Source organism: Bradyrhizobium sp. MOS001 (assembly GCF_004634465.1).
In the GTDB taxonomy this organism is placed as follows: Bacteria; Pseudomonadota; Alphaproteobacteria; order Rhizobiales; family Xanthobacteraceae; genus Bradyrhizobium; species Bradyrhizobium barranii.
In genome coordinates, this window is record NZ_SPVJ01000001.1 from 124,674 (window position 1) to 139,716 (window position 15,043).

27 protein-coding genes and 1 tRNA gene are annotated in these 15,043 nt (G+C 61.9%); 16 read left to right on the top strand and 12 right to left on the bottom strand.

The window, feature by feature from the left end:
- Window positions 1-188: 188 nt before the first annotated feature.
- Complete coding sequence (locus CT676_RS00600) at window positions 189-641, bottom strand: VOC family protein (RefSeq protein WP_014495478.1); 453 nt, start codon at window positions 639-641, stop codon at window positions 189-191.
- Between the two features lie 302 nt (window positions 642-943).
- On the opposite strand from CT676_RS00600, the gene CT676_RS00605 reads away from it, so the two are divergent.
- Window positions 944-1,150, top strand: a complete 207-nt coding sequence (locus CT676_RS00605) for a hypothetical protein (RefSeq protein ID WP_028151003.1) — start codon at window positions 944-946, stop codon at window positions 1,148-1,150.
- 187 nt (window positions 1,151-1,337) lie between these two features.
- Window positions 1,338-1,832, top strand: coding sequence for a hypothetical protein (locus CT676_RS00610; protein ID WP_135213550.1), 495 nt, complete (start codon window positions 1,338-1,340; stop codon window positions 1,830-1,832).
- Window positions 1,833-2,194: 362 nt separating this feature from the next.
- Here the strand turns inward: CT676_RS00610 and CT676_RS00615 are convergent, their stop codons facing one another.
- On the bottom strand, window positions 2,195-2,380 hold the full coding sequence (locus CT676_RS00615) for a hypothetical protein (protein WP_028151001.1): 186 nt from the start codon (window positions 2,378-2,380) through the stop codon (window positions 2,195-2,197).
- Between the two features lie 243 nt (window positions 2,381-2,623).
- On the opposite strand from CT676_RS00615, the gene CT676_RS00620 reads away from it, so the two are divergent.
- Together CT676_RS00620 and CT676_RS00625 are read left to right on the top strand one after the other, a co-directional pair.
- Window positions 2,624-2,824 (top strand): hypothetical protein, encoded by a 201-nt coding sequence (locus CT676_RS00620; RefSeq protein ID WP_135213551.1) that lies wholly within the window; start codon window positions 2,624-2,626, stop codon window positions 2,822-2,824.
- Window positions 2,824-3,102 carry a hypothetical protein gene (locus CT676_RS00625; protein ID WP_135213552.1) on the top strand — a complete coding sequence of 93 codons (279 nt, stop codon included), beginning with the start codon at window positions 2,824-2,826 and terminating at the stop codon, window positions 3,100-3,102. Before CT676_RS00620 ends, CT676_RS00625 begins: the two co-directional genes overlap by 1 nt.
- Before the next feature lie 466 nt (window positions 3,103-3,568).
- Here CT676_RS00625 and CT676_RS43785 read toward each other — a convergent pair whose 3' ends face one another.
- The 3 genes from CT676_RS43785 to CT676_RS00640 all read right to left on the bottom strand — a co-directional run bounded on the left by CT676_RS43785 (window position 3,569) and on the right by CT676_RS00640 (window position 4,799).
- Entirely contained in the window at window positions 3,569-3,745 is a 177-nt protein-coding gene (locus tag CT676_RS43785; protein WP_014495468.1) for a hypothetical protein, read from the bottom strand.
- Window positions 3,746-3,837: 92 nt separating this feature from the next.
- Window positions 3,838-4,140 (bottom strand): hypothetical protein, encoded by a 303-nt coding sequence (locus tag CT676_RS00635; protein WP_028150997.1) that lies wholly within the window; start codon window positions 4,138-4,140, stop codon window positions 3,838-3,840.
- A 164-nt stretch (window positions 4,141-4,304) separates the two neighbouring features.
- Window positions 4,305-4,799 (bottom strand): hypothetical protein, encoded by a 495-nt coding sequence (locus CT676_RS00640; RefSeq protein WP_135213553.1) that lies wholly within the window; start codon window positions 4,797-4,799, stop codon window positions 4,305-4,307.
- A 350-nt stretch (window positions 4,800-5,149) separates the two neighbouring features.
- Here CT676_RS00640 and CT676_RS00645 point away from each other — a divergent pair, with 350 nt between their 5' ends.
- Together CT676_RS00645 and CT676_RS00650 are read left to right on the top strand one after the other, a co-directional pair.
- Window positions 5,150-5,446 (top strand): HU family DNA-binding protein, encoded by a 297-nt coding sequence (locus CT676_RS00645; protein WP_007591377.1) that lies wholly within the window; start codon window positions 5,150-5,152, stop codon window positions 5,444-5,446.
- 128 nt (window positions 5,447-5,574) lie between these two features.
- Window positions 5,575-5,751, top strand: coding sequence for a DUF2934 domain-containing protein (locus CT676_RS00650; protein ID WP_084795141.1), 177 nt, complete (start codon window positions 5,575-5,577; stop codon window positions 5,749-5,751).
- 295 nt (window positions 5,752-6,046) lie between these two features.
- Here CT676_RS00650 and CT676_RS00655 read toward each other — a convergent pair whose 3' ends face one another.
- Window positions 6,047-6,274: a hypothetical protein gene (locus CT676_RS00655; RefSeq protein WP_135213554.1), complete on the bottom strand. Its 228-nt coding sequence runs from the start codon at window positions 6,272-6,274 to the stop codon at window positions 6,047-6,049.
- Between the two features lie 346 nt (window positions 6,275-6,620).
- On the opposite strand from CT676_RS00655, the gene CT676_RS44840 reads away from it, so the two are divergent.
- From CT676_RS44840 to CT676_RS00660, 3 genes are all read left to right on the top strand, one after another.
- The gene (locus CT676_RS44840; RefSeq protein WP_014495463.1) at window positions 6,621-6,758 is read left to right on the top strand and encodes a hypothetical protein; all 138 of its coding nucleotides are present in this window, start codon (window positions 6,621-6,623) and stop codon (window positions 6,756-6,758) included.
- 289 nt (window positions 6,759-7,047) lie between these two features.
- Complete coding sequence (locus CT676_RS46015) at window positions 7,048-7,176, top strand: hypothetical protein (protein ID WP_275552073.1); 129 nt, start codon at window positions 7,048-7,050, stop codon at window positions 7,174-7,176.
- A 354-nt stretch (window positions 7,177-7,530) separates the two neighbouring features.
- Window positions 7,531-7,728, top strand: a complete 198-nt coding sequence (locus CT676_RS00660) for a hypothetical protein (RefSeq protein WP_039148983.1) — start codon at window positions 7,531-7,533, stop codon at window positions 7,726-7,728.
- Here CT676_RS00660 and CT676_RS46020 read toward each other — a convergent pair.
- On the bottom strand, window positions 7,725-7,850 hold the full coding sequence (locus CT676_RS46020; RefSeq protein ID WP_135213555.1) for a hypothetical protein: 126 nt from the start codon (window positions 7,848-7,850) through the stop codon (window positions 7,725-7,727). The genes CT676_RS00660 and CT676_RS46020 overlap by 4 nt on opposite strands.
- Before the next feature lie 78 nt (window positions 7,851-7,928).
- Entirely contained in the window at window positions 7,929-8,195 is a 267-nt protein-coding gene (locus tag CT676_RS00670; protein WP_193560859.1) for a hypothetical protein, read from the bottom strand.
- Between the two features lie 260 nt (window positions 8,196-8,455).
- On the opposite strand from CT676_RS00670, the gene CT676_RS00675 reads away from it, so the two are divergent.
- Window positions 8,456-8,728, top strand: coding sequence for a hypothetical protein (locus tag CT676_RS00675; protein WP_135213556.1), 273 nt, complete (start codon window positions 8,456-8,458; stop codon window positions 8,726-8,728).
- Window positions 8,729-8,797: 69 nt separating this feature from the next.
- Here the strand turns inward: CT676_RS00675 and CT676_RS43795 are convergent, their stop codons facing one another.
- Complete coding sequence (locus tag CT676_RS43795) at window positions 8,798-8,962, bottom strand: hypothetical protein (protein WP_166096472.1); 165 nt, start codon at window positions 8,960-8,962, stop codon at window positions 8,798-8,800.
- A gap of 284 nt (window positions 8,963-9,246) precedes the next feature.
- On the opposite strand from CT676_RS43795, the gene CT676_RS00680 reads away from it, so the two are divergent.
- From CT676_RS00680 to CT676_RS00695, 4 genes are all read left to right on the top strand, one after another.
- Window positions 9,247-10,008 carry an NAD-dependent protein deacetylase gene (locus tag CT676_RS00680; protein ID WP_167767887.1) on the top strand — a complete coding sequence of 254 codons (762 nt, stop codon included), beginning with the start codon at window positions 9,247-9,249 and terminating at the stop codon, window positions 10,006-10,008.
- Window positions 10,009-10,207: 199 nt separating this feature from the next.
- Complete coding sequence (locus CT676_RS00685; RefSeq protein ID WP_028150990.1) at window positions 10,208-10,840, top strand: cold-shock protein; 633 nt, start codon at window positions 10,208-10,210, stop codon at window positions 10,838-10,840.
- Between the two features lie 122 nt (window positions 10,841-10,962).
- Window positions 10,963-11,445 carry a DUF192 domain-containing protein gene (locus CT676_RS00690; RefSeq protein ID WP_135213557.1) on the top strand — a complete coding sequence of 161 codons (483 nt, stop codon included), beginning with the start codon at window positions 10,963-10,965 and terminating at the stop codon, window positions 11,443-11,445.
- 92 nt (window positions 11,446-11,537) lie between these two features.
- A tRNA-Pro gene (locus CT676_RS00695) sits at window positions 11,538-11,614 on the top strand.
- A 150-nt stretch (window positions 11,615-11,764) separates the two neighbouring features.
- Here the strand turns inward: CT676_RS00695 and CT676_RS00700 are convergent.
- Both CT676_RS00700 and CT676_RS43800 read right to left on the bottom strand, forming a co-directional pair.
- Window positions 11,765-11,986: a hypothetical protein gene (locus tag CT676_RS00700; protein WP_063983451.1), complete on the bottom strand. Its 222-nt coding sequence runs from the start codon at window positions 11,984-11,986 to the stop codon at window positions 11,765-11,767.
- Between the two features lie 517 nt (window positions 11,987-12,503).
- Window positions 12,504-12,671: a hypothetical protein gene (locus CT676_RS43800; RefSeq protein ID WP_166341408.1), complete on the bottom strand. Its 168-nt coding sequence runs from the start codon at window positions 12,669-12,671 to the stop codon at window positions 12,504-12,506.
- Window positions 12,672-12,975: 304 nt separating this feature from the next.
- Here CT676_RS43800 and CT676_RS00705 point away from each other — a divergent pair, with 304 nt between their 5' ends.
- Window positions 12,976-13,167, top strand: a complete 192-nt coding sequence (locus CT676_RS00705; RefSeq protein WP_063983450.1) for a hypothetical protein — start codon at window positions 12,976-12,978, stop codon at window positions 13,165-13,167.
- A 65-nt stretch (window positions 13,168-13,232) separates the two neighbouring features.
- Here CT676_RS00705 and CT676_RS00710 read toward each other — a convergent pair whose 3' ends face one another.
- A complete protein-coding gene (locus CT676_RS00710) occupies window positions 13,233-14,414 on the bottom strand; it encodes an OpgC domain-containing protein (protein WP_063983449.1) in 1,182 nt (393 codons plus the stop codon).
- A 258-nt stretch (window positions 14,415-14,672) separates the two neighbouring features.
- Between CT676_RS00710 and CT676_RS00715 the strand changes: the two genes are divergently transcribed.
- A complete protein-coding gene (locus CT676_RS00715) occupies window positions 14,673-14,978 on the top strand; it encodes an ETC complex I subunit (protein WP_014495449.1) in 306 nt (101 codons plus the stop codon).
- Window positions 14,979-15,043: the final 65 nt, after the last annotated feature.

Genomic DNA, 15,043 nt, shown 5'->3' on the forward strand with positions numbered 1-15,043 from the left:
GCCTGGCAAATCGAACCCGGCAAATCGAGCCCGATGATCAGTGGCCGAAGAACAGCCACAACAGAATGATCACCGGGATCGGCACGCCAAGCATCCACAGCAACAGTCCTCGTCCCATTGCGTCCTCCTCCAATCGTTATGTCGGAGGGACAACACGGGTAGCGAGGGCTGGTTCCTGCGTCGCGGCCCTACCAGTGGCCGGTATTCGGCATCGACGACCAGGGCTCGGCCGGCGCCTTCGGCTCGCCCTTCTGCAGCAACTCGATCGAGTGCAGGTCTGGCGAGCGGACGAAGGCCATGTTGCCGTCGCGCGGCGGCCGGTTGATGGTGACGCCGGCCTTCATCAGCTGCGCGCAGGTTGCGTAGATGTCGTCGACCTCATAGGCGAGATGGCCGAAGAAGCGATCCTCGCCATACTTCTCCTCGTCCCAATTGTAAGTGAGCTCGACCAGCGGCGCGCCGCGTGTTTGCGGCTGCTTCTTCAGCGCCTCGAGATCGTCCGCCGAGCACAGGAAGACGAGCGTGAAGCGCCCCTTGTCATTCTCGATCCGCCGCACCTCCTTCAAGCCCAGCGCATCCTGGTAAAACTTCAGCGCGACATCGAGATTGCGCACGCGCAGCATGGTGTGAAGGTATCGCATGGTTGTTGCTCCCTGATACGGAGGTGTTTTGGTTTGGGCCGGAACGGCGGGGACAGGAGATAGCAGGAAAGTGGGAGGAGGGGCAGGGGGCGCAGGCACATGTGCGTGAGGAAGAGACGGTGGGTGCGGTCAGCCAACTCAGCATGGACGGACAAGCCGTAGCGTCAGTCGGGACACGCAGATGAGTTCAATGCGCTGTCAGCGGAATTCAGCGCATCTCGTCAATGAGCAAGCCCGGTCCTGCCGATGAACCATCCTCAATGTCACGGTCACTAATGCCCATATCTGGAAGGTATTTCGCCGTGAAATGGTTCAAGCGATATGCAATTGGCTGCCTGATCTGGTTGATCCTCGGCGGCATCAACGATGGCTACAGACGGCCCGGCGAAGACATGCGTTGGGGCGCTATCGTCATGGTGGCGGGTTTTTGGCCAATCGTGACCGCCGTCATCGTTGGCAGCTCTGTTGGCGAGGTTGCGCACAAGATCAATGAAGGGAAGCTGGGGTGACTGACGTGTCCGACACCCAGAAACTGATGCCCGCACTCTCGACGTCTAGGCGCGCCCTGCTGAGGCGAGAAATATATAGGCAATTCGGAGTTGATGGTCGAAAGACGCTCTTCTTGCTCCTTCTCCACCGCCGCCCCCAGTCGACGAACATGCGTTCGAGCGCGTGCCGCCGACAGTCGTGAAGAGATTGGCGACCCGCTTTTCGCTAGGCGCATTCGCCGGCCGCTTCGAAGAGACGCGGCTCGGCGCGGTTCGCGAAGCCGTGGGCGAAGGGTCCATCCGACACCAAGGCGACGCTGGAGATAGCATCTATTGGCTGTGTTATCGGCGCGCGCAGCATCGATTATGGGTGGTGTCCAGCGGAGAGATGGGCGGCCCGGACCATCTCGTCACGGAGATCGTTGAAGAGCTCACCGAGAAAGACGCCGGGGCCTCGGCCGATTGCGCCATCATCCCGGAAAAGTTCTCGCCCGTCGTCCTCGACAGCAAGCTGCATTTAGGTATGTCGCGTCAGGAGGTAATCACGGCGTTGGGACCGCCGTCGAAGTCGGAAGCTGCTCAGATCGTGTATTCTCACGAGGGAAAGCTCGCAGACGGTTTCGATGAGACCGCTTGGCTCATTCTCGGATTTGGTGGGGACAAGCTTGTGTCCATGCGCGGCCGCAAGACCACTTCGAATTGAAGTGGCTGCGAGCAGCGTTTGCGCTTCGCGACGGATGCGAACGAGTCACGCTCGCTCCCGCACCAGCCCCATCATATACCCCAGCTTCTCCACCACCTTCGGCGAAAGCAAGCCAATGGCACTTGCCCCACGCGCGTCGACCGGGCCCCAGGGGATCTGGTCCGGCAATATGACGATCTCCCCTTGATTGGCGACGGTTGAATTTACTCCTTTTGGTTGCAGGGGACGCTAGCGGGTCCTAACGCAAGGCGTGAGCCGCGCATGCGTGACCGTCTGTCCGCGCGAGGACATGACACGATGCGGCTGCAACATCAAAAAGGGGGATCGCGACGTGCGCGCGACAGCTACGTCACTTGGCTAGCTCACTTGGCGTAACCCTGGGAACGGAGCCATGCGATCTTGCGATCGCCGTTGATCCAGTCGTCGGCATCTGCCTTGCTGGCGAATCCGGTGATTTCGCGCTGTTCGTGGTCGGGGTAGTCCGCCAGTATCTTCCAGTCGCTGTCTGAGAGGCGGACGGTTTTGAAGGTCACTTTTGCTTTGGCCATGCCGCACTATGCAGGGAATTCTCTCAAAAGAGAACCCGCCTTGCGGCGGGCTTTTCGTCAATCCGCATCGGCATCACTCACGGTGACGGAAAACCAATCCGCCCCCGATTAGCGCGTTCCTCGGCGATGAGGGCTGTTTACGAGTGTCGAGCAGCGACCTCGCCAGCAACCTATCGAACCGGCGCCGGCAATGATCAAACTCTCGGCAGTTGAACCCCGCCAGAGGTAGGGCGACTAAACGCCATGGCCGCTTTCTTTGCAGAACTCCTGTTTGATCTCGTCAGAATCCTCGTCGGTGACTGGCTGAGACGGGCTGCGGTGACCGTTTGTGCGTGGCTCGATACGAAGATTCACGGCCGCGCTGCACGCCTTGTCGTGGGCGGCCTTCTCGGGCTCGCCGCCTATTTCCTGATTCCGGTCATCGCCGGGCTGCTGGGGTTTTGATGCTCTCCGTGAAGGCAAACCTCATCATCGCATTGGCCATCGGGGCGATCATCTCGTCGGTGCTCCTCGCCATCGAGCCGCTGACCGACTTCGCTTTTCTTTCGCTGGAGTGGCCTGGCATCACCGCAGCGTATTTGTTCTGGGGAGCGGTCGGAGGCTCCAGCTTCGCAGGCATCGCCATATCCTGGGTCGTGAATGCACTCACCTACGCTCTCGGTGCCTTCGCCATTCTCATCGTTCTCAGCGCTCTCAGGCTGCTGGGCAAGCCGAAGGCTTGAGAGGCGCGGCGAGCTCCTGGAGCTTATGAAGGCTGATCTGGACAAAGGCGCAGCGGAAATCCACGCCATCATGAGGGCGGCATGAAGCGCTGGCTTCAAAGGCTCGGAATGATTGCGAGGGTTGCGGCGATTTGCGGGACCGTCGCGTGGCTTTTGCTTTTGACGAGTTCTCCCTAGGCGCCTGATGCCGCACATCCTGAGCGTTACAGCCACCGGCACGATGTCCGGTATGTGAGCCAGGAGATGGGATCGACCCTGCGAATTCTGCTCGGCTCGACGTTTGCTCTGGTCCTGGTGGCGTTTGGATGTCACTTCGCGACCAGGGACATGCGAGATGGGACGTAGCCGCAGCGTGTTCGTCGCTGTTGGACCATGCTTCGCATCGCCGCGAGCGCTGCGTCCGGGGCACGAGCGCACATGAAAAGCCGCCCCTGACATGGCCAGGGGCGGGTTTCGAAAAGTCGGTCTAGTGACCGGTGCCGGGCTTCGTCGTCTTCGGCGGCTTGCCGTCTTCGACGCGGCCTTCGTTCCTGAGGTCGCGACCCTCCTGAGCCTTCTTCTGGCTCTCGGGCGACTTGCCGTGCTCGTACAGCTCTTCCTTGACGTAGCCGGCGGCTTCCTTGGCTTTACCTTCAACGCTCATTGCAATCTCCTCATCTGGAGATGGGTCAATGTGCGGGAGAGCCAACCGTTCCTATCCGCGGGTCATCGTGAGGATGCGCTTGCCGTGAGCCGCTACGCAGCGATCCGCCGTTCGACAGGTGCCGTCAGATATTTGAGCATCTGCGCATGCTCGAGGTCGGGAACCGCGATCGCCGTGTGGCTGTAGATCGCATGGGTCCGCGAATTGGCAATTCTGTCCAGGATCTCTTTGCCCTTGATGACGTGGAGGCCCATGCCTTCCTGCGAGGGGAAGATCGCCAGCACCACGTCGTAGGCCGCGATGACGGCCTTGAGCGCTTCGGCCTTGTCTTCGGCGATGTCAACAAACACGCGAACATCAGCCGCGAGTTCACGCAGCTCGTCAAAATTCAGCACTGTGGGTTTACTCCAACGCAACGATACTGGCGGGGAGAGTGGATGGGTTAGGTTACCGAAGTCTCAACAAGGCGTGCCGGACCGCAGGTTTCACGACGAGGTGACGCGTTGGCTGGGGATAACCGGATTGCGGTGACGGTCCGCTCATTTCAGCGCAGCGCGCCCTAGCGCTTGGCTTCGTCCTTGCGAAGCCTGTTATCCCCGGCCTCGTCCACGAGCTTCAAGGCGCTGCCGTCGTAGCTCAGCTTGAGCCCACGGCCGACGATCCACGTCCATCCCTCGCGAGCGTCCCTGGTCGGTTGGGCGTTGAACTGGTCGGAGATCGACTTGACGGCCGCGTCCTGCGGCCCCGGATTGTTCAACGCGGCATTGACGCGCCGGATGGGGTGGCTGGCGTCGACGTCGTCATTATAGACCGTGACTTTGGCGCCGTTGATTTCGCATTCGAGGATGTACGAACCGCGACCCTGTCGGCAGCGATAGTGACGTTGCGTGACGAGCTTGTTGGTCTCCTCGAATGTCATCCCGGGCGAAAAGCCGAAGATGTCGGATTTCTTGACCTGTGCCAGAGACGCAGGCTTCAAGAACTCCGGCTGGATGGCGACCAGGGCGGCGACCGCAACGACGATCAGGCCGGCGACAACAATGGCAATCTTCATCAGCCCCTCACGAGAAACACCCGACCATATAACAGCCGGCGCGCTCCACCAGGCCTCCAAAAGCGAAAGCCCCGCCTGGGGGAAGCGGGGCTCTCTGATGGGGGTGAAGCTTGGGGACTTCAATTAGTTAGACGCGCCAGCCGCAGAATGGTTCAAAGCCAGCGCGGCACATGCTGCGACACTTTCGCGGGACAGGGTGGAACCCCTGCCGAAGCCATGCTTGTGTTTTGGGCCTCAATGGGTTCTAAGCCCCGTGACTTCATGACCTCCGGCGTGAATCGGCATCACACTTGCGTGGTTCAGCCGCGTCCTGAGCAGGATTTGCTCACCCGCACAAAAGGAATTCAGACATGGCGAAGATGACGAAAACTCAATTGATTGATGCAATTGCCGAGGGCACGCAGCTGTCGAAGAACGACGTGAAGTCGGTCATCGAGTACATGGCAACGGTCGGCTACAAGGAGCTCAACGAGTCCGGCGAGTTCGTCATTCCCGGCTTCGTCAAGATGTCGGTCGTGAACAAGCCGGCGACCGAAGCCCGCATGGGCGTCAATCCCTTCACCAAGGAGCCGATGCAGTTCGCGGCGAAGCCGGCGAGCAAGTCGGTGAAGGCCTCGCCGCTGAAGGTGGCCAAGGACTCCGTCTAAGGGGCCCGCGACGTCGTCACGGCGGCTCCCTCTCTCGGAGCGCCGCAACGACCGCCGGCTGGTGTGTCAGACACGGACAAGGAACTCTCGGGCATCGTCACGCTTTGCTTCCCAAAGGGAGACGTCACATGGCCAGTCTGAGCGAGGAACAGATCCGGGACCGCGCCTATCATCTCTGGCGGGAAGCCGGCGAGCCCGCGGGGAGAATGGACACCTTCTGGTATGAGGCCGAAAAGTTGCTCCTCGCCGAGCGGGCCGCGCAAGGCGAAGTCCCGCCGGGGCTGAACGACAATTTGCCGGTCTGACGGTCAACAAAGGCCGCACGGAAATTTGCGAGGCGCCGGAACGTTGTCCGGCGTTCGGCGGTTGAGGTGACGGCGACGGAATCTTGCGCGAAGCTGACAGTCGTCAAAGCAGCCACCCGGTGTAACGCCCGTGTGGCTGCTTTGTTATTCGCTGCCTTGTTGTAAGAGCGCACCGCAAAGAAAAACCCCGGCGTTGGGGACCGGGGCTTCTCAAAGCTGGACGGCCGCGTCGCACAGCCGCCAGCACCACTGAATTCGGCCTGATAACGCGGGGCGGGGACATTCGTTCCGGCGGCTACTCCGTCGACACCGACACATCGATGATCGCCGGCGGATCGATCTGGCGCTCGCGCCAGACGATGAATTCACATTTGGGATTGAGCCACTGATATTCGGAGCCGCGCGCCTTGAGGTGCGCAAGCGCCGCATCGTGCGCCGCGGTCTCGTCGGGGGCCTCGACCATGATCTCCACGGTCTCCTCGATCTGACGAACCACTTCGACGGCGTAAAATTTCCTGGTCACGGTCCCTCGCTCCGGAATGGCTAACGGGGAGGACGACGGCGCGTTCCCAAAAGAAAAACCCCGCGCTTGCGCACGGGGCTCTCTTGGCCGGCGGCGATGGGATTTCAGCGCATGGCCGCCAGCGACCTCGAACTTAAGGTTGAAAATCCAAAAAGCAACCCGCCGTGGCGACGGAGCATGTTCGTCAGGCGGCGCTGCCAGTGGCCGGGCGCGGAAATCCCCAGCTTTTCAGCGGGCCGCGCTGCGGCCGCAAGGCTTGAGGCGATGTGCGTGGGAAATCGCGCGCGAGGGGCTGGACTTTTTGTTCTCATTTTGTTCTAGTTGGTCATCACGTTGGAGGTGACTCATGACCATCGAGAAACAGCGCGAAGTGATCAGGCTCTGGAATCAGCTGAGGAAAGTCGAGGGGCCGGCCGCCGAAGAGCTCCGCATCCAGATCCTCGAATGTTTTTCCGAGAAGGCCAACGCCAAGCGAGCGGCGTGAGGCGCGCCGGCGGGCCACGACGGCGACCCAGTCAGCGCGATCTCGTCTGCCGATGAAAATCTTGCCGATGAAGCCGTGACGGCGCGCGCCTTCATCGATCGTTAGGAGTCGCGCCGCGCTGATTTGCTCGACTCCGATTCGTTCTTTGCGAACGAAATGGAGTCGGATGCAGAACAAGGCGTGCCTTCTGTGTCGATGCGGGATAGTCCTTCTCGCCGCGCGTGAGCGTGATGCTTCGCACGGCCCCGCCCTCGTGTCCTCGTTACGGAATGAGGCGAAGGAGAGCGACATGGATGCGTGCTGGTTTCTCGCCGAGATCGTCAAGGTGTTCTGGTCCGACAGGCACAAGCGGCTGCGCAAAGGCAGGCCCTCGGTGCCGCAGGTGCCGCAGCCACTGAAGCGAGACGACATGGAGTGATGGTGCCTTCGCTGCGATCGCACGTTCGCTTTCGCGACGATCCGCACCACTTGTTAAGAGTTGCTCCGCGCCGATTTTTTCGATTCCGATTCGTTCTTCGAGAACGAAATGCAGGCGAAGCTGGAACAAAGCCGTACCCGCGGCTCCGCCGGAGCGTTTACGAGTTTTGGTGCGGACGTTGTCTGAAGCGGCGCGCCGGGATCTCGAGGCTTGCGCAAACTCCTAACGAAAATTTGCGGGAAAGCCGATAACCCTATTCGGTTAGGTTAAAACCCCAATCGCGTTGCGCTTGCCGCTGTTTGGGATAGGTGTCTGGCAAGGACAAGAAACGACTTTGCCCAGAAGCAAGTTTGCATGACACCTTTTTCAGAACCATCCTTCTTTCAGGGCGACCGGCACACCTACCGGCGCGTCGCCGTCGTCGGCTCGCTGTTCTGCCTCGCCTTCGTGGTGATCAGCTTCTCGCTGCGGCCGCAGCTCGAGGACACGCGCGTCGCGGTCAAGGCCGACCGGCTGGTGCGCACGGCAGGCCAGGCGCCCCACACCAATTAGCGCTCGTCACCGTAGATGCGGTCGTCGGCGGAATGGTCCGGGCACGCGGTGCCGCGGCGCGCAAGCGCGACGAAGCCGGCATAGCCGGACAGGTTGAGCAGAACTTCAAGCCACGCGGGCATGGCGGGTCCCTTCTTGCGTGAAGGGGACTCAACGTGCGCGGGAAACCTTTGTTCCGTGCTCGCCAGAAACAAACCCGCTTACAGCGGAGAGGAGGGGTCCAGCCGCCGGCCGAGGGTCGCAACGGACGCGCTCGAGGGCTGCTCCTTGAGGAACTCGGCGATGGCCCGCGCCAGCTCGCCGTCGCTCATCGGCGTCGGCGGTCGGCGCAGCGCGCCGACACCGAAGTTGCGGACGATCTCGTCGTAATGCTGGTCGCGCGATTTGGGAACGAGTCTGCGGATGCGCCCCAGCAAAGCGGATAGCGGCAATGTGTCCTCCTCGGCATCCATCCCGTTGGCAGCCATTGATGTCTGCCGCCCTTTTCTGTCCGTGAAACTTCTTTCCGTGAAACCAAAAACCCCGCCAGCATCGCGGAGATGCTGACGGGGCATCGTGCTGTCGCCTCAACCGGATAGCGGAGGCTTCCGCACTCGCAGATGCAATCCGCCGAACCGGCTTTCGTTCCGCTCGTGCCGATATTTTTCTGCCGCCCGGGTTCCACGCCTCACGCGCAACCATCGCGGGCCGGCGACGTTGTCCCCGCAAGACGCGAAGGAGGAGAGTCATGAAGAAGACACTGGCAGTTCTGGCCACCGTTGCGGCCGTCGGCGTGACCGCGGTCGCGGCGCCTGCGCCTGCAGAGGCGCGCGGTCGCGGCATTGGCCCGGGCCTCGCATTCGGCCTCGCCGCCGGCGCGATCACCGCGGGCGCGATCGCTGCGTCCCATCCGTACGGCTACGGCTATTATGGCGGGCCCGCCTATTACACCCCCGGCCCGTATGCCTATTACGGCGATGGACCGTACTACCCCCGGCGCCACTACTACCGCCACTGGTAACGGCTGACCAAGTGAAAAGCCCGGAGCGATGCTCCGGGCTTTTTTCATGCGTGGCGATCGGAGGTGCCTTTATGGCCAGAGCGAGGGCCGCTCCACCTTGCGCGCATTGTCGAGCGTCGACACGAAATACTCTTCGCGCTCGCGCTGGAATCTTTCCTGGGTGGCACGGAAGGCGGCGACACGGGCGGCGATCTCTTCGCGTTCGCGGATTTTGCGTTGTTCGTCTTCGGTCATGTCAAATCCCCTCTACACGTCAGTATCTGTGCACTCCAATATGTGTGCACGGCCGAACTCACGCACTGCCGCCGCAATCACGTTGAGTCGCGTTAACACATGCATTGGCGCTTCTGATTGGGGCGTCAATGGGGAGGAGGCATTGCAGGATTGTGATAAGCGAAGGTCGGAAAAAATTGCCGACCGCGCTTGCGCGATTCTCACGCGGCAGTGGATAACAGCGTCAACGATCTTGTCGCTTGCGCATGGTGCGGCCAGCGCAAGGCCAACACGGGAGGCCGCGAGTGATTGCATCGGATCTCCGCAGCGGCGTCGAGCGACTCGGCGACATGATCGCCGAGTCGAGGACCATCGTGCCGTTCACGGGCGCCGGCATCTCCACCGAATGCGGCATCCCGGACTTCCGCTCACCGGGGGGAATTTGGACGCGCAACCGTCCGATCCCGTTCGACGAATTCGTCGCCAGCCAGGAAGCTCGCGACGAATCCTGGCGCCGCCGCTTTGCGATGGAAGCGGTCTTTGCCGCGGCCAGGCCCGGCCGCGGCCATCGCGCGCTCGCCTCGCTCTACCGCGCCGGCAAGGTTCCCGCCGTCATCACCCAGAACATCGACAATCTGCACCAGGCTTCGGGCTTTGCCGCCGAGCATGTCATCGAGCTTCACGGCAATACCACCTATGCGCGCTGCATCGGATGCGGGCAGGCCTATCAGCTTGACTGGGTGAAGCGCCGCTTCGACGATGATGGCGGCGCACCCAACTGCACCGCGTGCGACGAGCCGGTGAAGACCGCGACGATCTCGTTCGGCCAGATGATGCCCGACGACGAAATGCAGCGCGCGACCGCGCTGTCGCAAGCCTGCGACCTCTTCATCGCGATCGGCTCCTCGCTCGTGGTGTGGCCGGCGGCGGGCTTTCCGATGATGGCGAAGAACGCCGGTGCACGTCTGGTGATCATCAATCGCGAGCCGACCGATCAGGACGACATCGCCGACCTCGTTATCCGCCACGACATCGGCGACACTCTCGGGCCCTTTGTCGCAAATTGAGGCATCAATTTGATTCGCGGCTGTGCAAGCTGTTCATAGGTTCCGGCGAATCATTTTTTTATCTATGCGCCGCAACCGGGAGTGTTATCTTTTGAGTCGAAAGATTCGCATCGCGTCGAATTGAGAACATTCTCTTAAGACGCGTGATTCGACGCCGCCGCTGAGGCGGGTTGCAATGGGCAGTGTGGGGTCCGGGGTTATGGGGTCGTCGGACGGATTTGAGTCCAAGAAGATCGGAGTTCCCGCTGTGGGCGAGCACGGCGGCGGTCGCGATAACGCGCTAAGCCCGTTCAGCGGACTTGGTGAAGGCAGTGCCAACCTCGTCGAGGTCCACGGCGTCATCAAATGGTTCGACGCTTCAAAGGGCTACGGCTTCATCGTTCCCGACAATGGCTGGCCGGACGTGCTGCTGCACGTCACCGTGCTCAGGCGCGACGGCTTCCAGACCGCCTATGAGGGCGCCCGCATCGTCGTCGAGTGCATCCAGCGCGCCAAGGGCTACCAGGCCTTCCGCGTGGTCTCGATGGACGAGTCGACCGCGATCCATCCGGCGCAGATGCTGCCGCCGCGCACCCACGTCACGGTCACCGCGACCAGCGGACTGGAGCGGGCCCAGGTCAAATGGTTCAACCGCCTGCGCGGCTTCGGCTTCCTGACCTGCGGCGAGGGCACGCCCGACATCTTCGTGCACATGGAGACGCTGCGCCGCTTCGGCATGACCGAGCTCAGGCCCGGCCAATACGTCCTGGTCCGCTTCGGGCCCGGCTCCAAGGGCATGATGGCGGCCGAGATCCATCCCGAGACCGGATCGCCGGGATTGCAGTCGCACTAGCGGCGATCGCCAACTCCCGCAATCGTGACAAGAGGCGCGCAGGCCGTCCGGCGCGCCTCTGGCTTTTGTCACGATCGCCGCGTAAGGACTGGTCCAGTCCCACGCCCCTTGAGTACCGTCCCATGAATTTTGACCGAAAGGCCGTCTGGTCCATTGCGAGGGGCTGGCTGGCCGCCATCCTCGTCGTCGGCTGTGCCGTCGGGAGCGCGCCGGTGCGCGCCGCCAGCTTCCAGCCGCTCGAGATCGTCACCAGGAACGGCGTGCAGGTGTTCTCGGTGGAAATGGCGACGACCGAGGAGGAGAAGCAGACCGGGCTGATGTACCGCAAGGAACTGGCCGACGGCAAAGGCATGCTGTTCGACTTCAAGCCCGAGCAGGAAGTGTCGATGTGGATGAAGAACACCTACGTCTCGCTCGACATGATCTTCATCCGCGCCGACGGTCGCATCCTGCGCATCGTCGAAAACACCGAGCCGCTGTCGACCAAGATCATCTCGTCCCAGGGGCCCGCGCGGGCCGTGCTGGAGGTGGTGGCGGGAACGGCGCAGAAATACGGCATCCGTCCCGGCGACCGCGTCGGCCACCCGCTGTTCGGCACCAAGTAGGGAGACCCGGCGGGGTTATTGCCGCCTTGCTGGCGGCTTGAAAGCTTGATGGCGCTTTGGGAAGCGTGTATCGACGGGGCTCGCCGGACATTCGGGGTATAGCGCAGCCTGGTAGCGCGGCAGTTTTGGGTACTGCAGGTCGTTGGTTCGAATCCAGCTGCCCCGACCAGTCCCGAGGTTGAAGCTCCTTCAATTCTCTCGATATTGCGCCGCGCTCATCCCGTTGCCGCTGCCGATCGTCAGGTCAGCAGGGCGATCCCCGCGAAATTGCGTCCGCTGCAACTTTTGCGTGCGTCGACGTGCCGGCGGCGTTTCAATTTCAGAACAACAGCCAATCGACCAGGCGCCAGGCGATCCAGGCGAGGGCGCAGATCCAGCCCAGCATTGCGATCCCGGCGACGCCAAGCCCGCACAGTGCGAATAGCGAACTTTCAGTCTCCGGCGTGCCCGAGAGCTTCTCGGTCGTATCGATTTGACTCACTGCATCCCCTTGGCTTGCGGCCTGCTGTTCGTTGGTCTCTGCTCGCTCGTGAAAATTCACCGGCCGCGCTCCAGCTCACACGGTCGTGAGACGAGATGACCGTCCGTACATCGCGCGGGCATGGATCGCATCCACGCGGCTTCCCCGGACAGACGGGAAGAACCTGCAACTCATGGCGCGGTGATTGGTTGCGACCGCAGAGGCGGGAACTGCACGCCGCAGCGACAGACCTACAACGCGCAGGGCACGCTCAGCGCCGGTGCGCAGAGCCCGTCGCGCATCTGAGCGAGCGCGATTGCGGGGGATGGGCAGGCGAGCCTATGGCGACCTGAAGCGCGCGCGAACCTTGCTTGAATCCTTGCCTGAAGCCTTGGCGCTTGTTCTTCACTCAACGCCACTTCTGCGCGATTTTTCAAGGCATTGCGCCGGCCGGCCCGCCGCAGAATTCGCAAAATTGCTTCGAACCTTTGGCTGTCGCCCTAGACATATAGGCATTGGGGATTTCAGCGCCCAATGCCTAAACGGACGCCGCCAAGCGATGATATTCCGCTTGAGCGGCGTCGCGCTATTCCGGGGATCAGTTCGTCGCGTACCAGCCGAGCGGAAACGGCAGGAACGGCCACGCCAGATGATTGTCGTTGGCCGCCTTCGGCGGTTCAGAGACGGATGTCTTGACTGTCTTGATGCGCGGCGCAGGCGGCACCGAGCACACCGCCAGGCGCAAACGTCCACATTGCATATTCATTGTGGTGCCCCAGTCAGCAAGTCATTTGAAAAATGAAAATCAGTTCGCAATTGCCACGCGTCCAAAACGGCGCGCTCATTCTCAAATTGTGCACGCATCATAGAAAGATCGGCGCCGGCTTTCAACGGGTCTTGGCGGGTACCCACGAGGGGTAAGGTTGACCGGTTAGGTTAAGGCCGAGTGGTTGTTGCGGCCGCATTCCTGGCTGATATCAGGTCGGCAAGGCTCGCGATGGGCTGCCTGCAATCGATGGTCACACAGGTCACAGTTCGTCGCGGCGCTCATATCTTGTGAGTTTTGCGTCATGTCTTTCGATCGCAACGTCCGAACCGTCCATCCGCAGTCGAGCTGGACCGAGATCTGGCACCTCTGGACCGTGATCGTGCCGCGCCGCTCGATCAACGGGCAGCTCGTCTATGGAAAGGTCTGGCGCCGCCACGACGGCCGCGACTGGATCTACAAGAAATTCACCGAGTACGACACCGAGGCGGCCTGAGCCGGCTCCGCTGCCGCAACTGGAATCTGGCGCCCCGTTCCGATTTCATCGGAACGGAAACGGCTCTAGGCGGCCTTTGCGGGCGAGGCGGCCGCCGCAGGCTTGGGCGGCGGCGGCTTCAACGGCTTGTCCTGCTTTTTCGACCAGGAAATGTAATAGGCCACCGTCGTCATGATCGCGATGCCGGCGATGCTGACGAAGATCTGCGCGAACAGCGAGCCCGAGCTCATCGACAGCTCGAAATGGCCGACGAAGGACAGGAACACGCCGACGCAGAATACGGCGAGCGACTGCTGGCCGCAGACGATCAAGGGATCGAACACCTTCCACTCCAGGCCGGGCCAGTCCTTCGGCACGAAGCGGATCACCAGGATCACGATCACGACGAAATGGAGGAAGCGGTAGGGCGCAAGGTTGGTCTTGTCGTTGGGGTTGAAGGCCGAGAACAGCCATCCCGGGAACATGCCGCCGAGGGTGGGGAAGCGGCCGGCCATGGTCATGACCAGCGCGAAGGCGAGATAGCCGAGGCAAAGCCACAGCGTGATCGGCGAATTGATCACGGCTCCCGAACGCCGGGCGCCGCCCATCGCGCACCAGGCGCCGAACACGAACAGCACCTGCCAGGCATACGGATTGAAGTACCACTGGCCGGCCGGATAGGCGGTCAGGTTCAGGCCGTAATGGCGGGCGGCGAGCCACAGCACGATGGACAGCGCCATCGTCAGGTCGGGCTTGCGCAACATGAACCACAGCACCGGCGGAAACAGCCCCATCAGCACGATGTAGAGCGGCAGCACGTCGAGATTGAGCGGCTTGAAGCGCAGGAACAGGCCCTGGCGCAGCGTCTCGGTGGCGTTGTCGACGAGGCCGGCGACGTTGAACTCGTTGATCATGTCGGAATCGCCGAACCGCAGCGCCAGATAGCTGATCGAGGCGATGTAGATCACGAACAGGATGATGTGGGCGACGTAGAGCTGCCAGACCCGCTTGGTTAACCTCGTGGCGCCGACGATGAAGCCGCGCTCGAGCATCATTCGCGCATAGACGAAGGAAGCGGTGTAGCCTGAGATGAAGACGAACAGGTCGGCGGCGTCGGAAAAGCCGTAGTTGCGCGTGGTGATCCAGTTCACCACGTTGTCGGGGATATGGTCGAGGAAGATCGCCCAGTTCGCGATGCCGCGAAACAGGTCGAGCCTGAGGTCACGGCCCTTTTCGGGAAGCGTGGCGTTGATGTTCAGGAAGGCCATGCGACGGAAGCTTTCGGAGGGGGCGGGTACGCTGGTGTCGGCGAGACAGGGCCGCCGGGCGGGATCCCGGCGCGGAAGGCGGGTACGCAATTGTCACGGTGCAGCATAATGACTATACCCGTCGGCAAGGCACCCCCGGGGGACCGGAATCACCGATCAGTTCCCAAAAGGTGTCTCTATACTATGCCCGCGGTTTCCACCAACTGCTACCGTGACGCATCGAAATCGAACGAAAAGACCAAGAGGCCCGGACCACCCATGACCGCACGCATTTTCAAGCCCGCCAAGAACGCGATGCAATCCGGCCGGTCCAAGACCAAGGAATGGCAGCTGGATTACGAGCCGGAGCAGCCGCGTTCGGTCGAGCCGCTGATGGGATGGACCTCGTCCGGCGACATGAAGCAGCAGATCACGCTGCGCTTCCACAGCAAGGAAGAGGCGGTCGCTTATTGCGAGCGCAAGGGCATCGCCTACCAGGTGATCGAGCCGCAGGATTCGATCCGCCGCCCGGTCGCCTATGCCGACAATTTCTCGTTCCGGCGCGGCGAGCCCTGGACGCACTAAGAGGCATTCTCTTCCAAGATGCCGTCATGCCCGGGCTTGTCCCGGGCATCCACGTTTTGGGGGCG

Excerpts from the sequence above, each read along its gene's own strand:
- CT676_RS00600 (WP_014495478.1), bottom strand. The coding sequence starts at position 641 with ATGCGATACCTTCACACCATGCTGCGCGTGCGCAATCTCGATGTCGCG.
- CT676_RS00615 (WP_028151001.1), bottom strand. The coding sequence starts at position 2,380 with ATGGCCAAAGCAAAAGTGACCTTCAAAACCGTCCGCCTCTCAGACAGC.
- CT676_RS00620 (WP_135213551.1), top strand. The coding sequence starts at position 2,624 with ATGGCCGCTTTCTTTGCAGAACTCCTGTTTGATCTCGTCAGAATCCTC.
- CT676_RS00625 (WP_135213552.1), top strand. The coding sequence starts at position 2,824 with ATGCTCTCCGTGAAGGCAAACCTCATCATCGCATTGGCCATCGGGGCG.
- CT676_RS43785 (WP_014495468.1), bottom strand. The coding sequence starts at position 3,745 with ATGAGCGTTGAAGGTAAAGCCAAGGAAGCCGCCGGCTACGTCAAGGAA.
- CT676_RS00640 (WP_135213553.1), bottom strand. The coding sequence starts at position 4,799 with ATGAAGATTGCCATTGTTGTCGCCGGCCTGATCGTCGTTGCGGTCGCC.
- CT676_RS00645 (WP_007591377.1), top strand. The coding sequence starts at position 5,150 with ATGGCGAAGATGACGAAAACTCAATTGATTGATGCAATTGCCGAGGGC.
- CT676_RS00650 (WP_084795141.1), top strand. The coding sequence starts at position 5,575 with ATGGCCAGTCTGAGCGAGGAACAGATCCGGGACCGCGCCTATCATCTC.
- CT676_RS44840 (WP_014495463.1), top strand. The coding sequence starts at position 6,621 with ATGACCATCGAGAAACAGCGCGAAGTGATCAGGCTCTGGAATCAGCTG.
- CT676_RS46015 (WP_275552073.1), top strand. The coding sequence starts at position 7,048 with ATGGATGCGTGCTGGTTTCTCGCCGAGATCGTCAAGGTGTTCTGGTCC.
- CT676_RS00660 (WP_039148983.1), top strand. The coding sequence starts at position 7,531 with ATGACACCTTTTTCAGAACCATCCTTCTTTCAGGGCGACCGGCACACC.
- CT676_RS46020 (WP_135213555.1), bottom strand. The coding sequence starts at position 7,850 with ATGCCCGCGTGGCTTGAAGTTCTGCTCAACCTGTCCGGCTATGCCGGC.
- CT676_RS00670 (WP_193560859.1), bottom strand. The coding sequence starts at position 8,195 with ATGGCTGCCAACGGGATGGATGCCGAGGAGGACACATTGCCGCTATCC.
- CT676_RS00675 (WP_135213556.1), top strand. The coding sequence starts at position 8,456 with ATGAAGAAGACACTGGCAGTTCTGGCCACCGTTGCGGCCGTCGGCGTG.
- CT676_RS43795 (WP_166096472.1), bottom strand. The coding sequence starts at position 8,962 with ATGACCGAAGACGAACAACGCAAAATCCGCGAACGCGAAGAGATCGCC.
- CT676_RS00685 (WP_028150990.1), top strand. The coding sequence starts at position 10,208 with ATGGGGTCGTCGGACGGATTTGAGTCCAAGAAGATCGGAGTTCCCGCT.
- CT676_RS00690 (WP_135213557.1), top strand. The coding sequence starts at position 10,963 with ATGAATTTTGACCGAAAGGCCGTCTGGTCCATTGCGAGGGGCTGGCTG.
- CT676_RS43800 (WP_166341408.1), bottom strand. The coding sequence starts at position 12,671 with ATGAATATGCAATGTGGACGTTTGCGCCTGGCGGTGTGCTCGGTGCCG.
- CT676_RS00705 (WP_063983450.1), top strand. The coding sequence starts at position 12,976 with ATGTCTTTCGATCGCAACGTCCGAACCGTCCATCCGCAGTCGAGCTGG.
- CT676_RS00710 (WP_063983449.1), bottom strand. The coding sequence starts at position 14,414 with ATGGCCTTCCTGAACATCAACGCCACGCTTCCCGAAAAGGGCCGTGAC.
- CT676_RS00715 (WP_014495449.1), top strand. The coding sequence starts at position 14,673 with ATGACCGCACGCATTTTCAAGCCCGCCAAGAACGCGATGCAATCCGGC.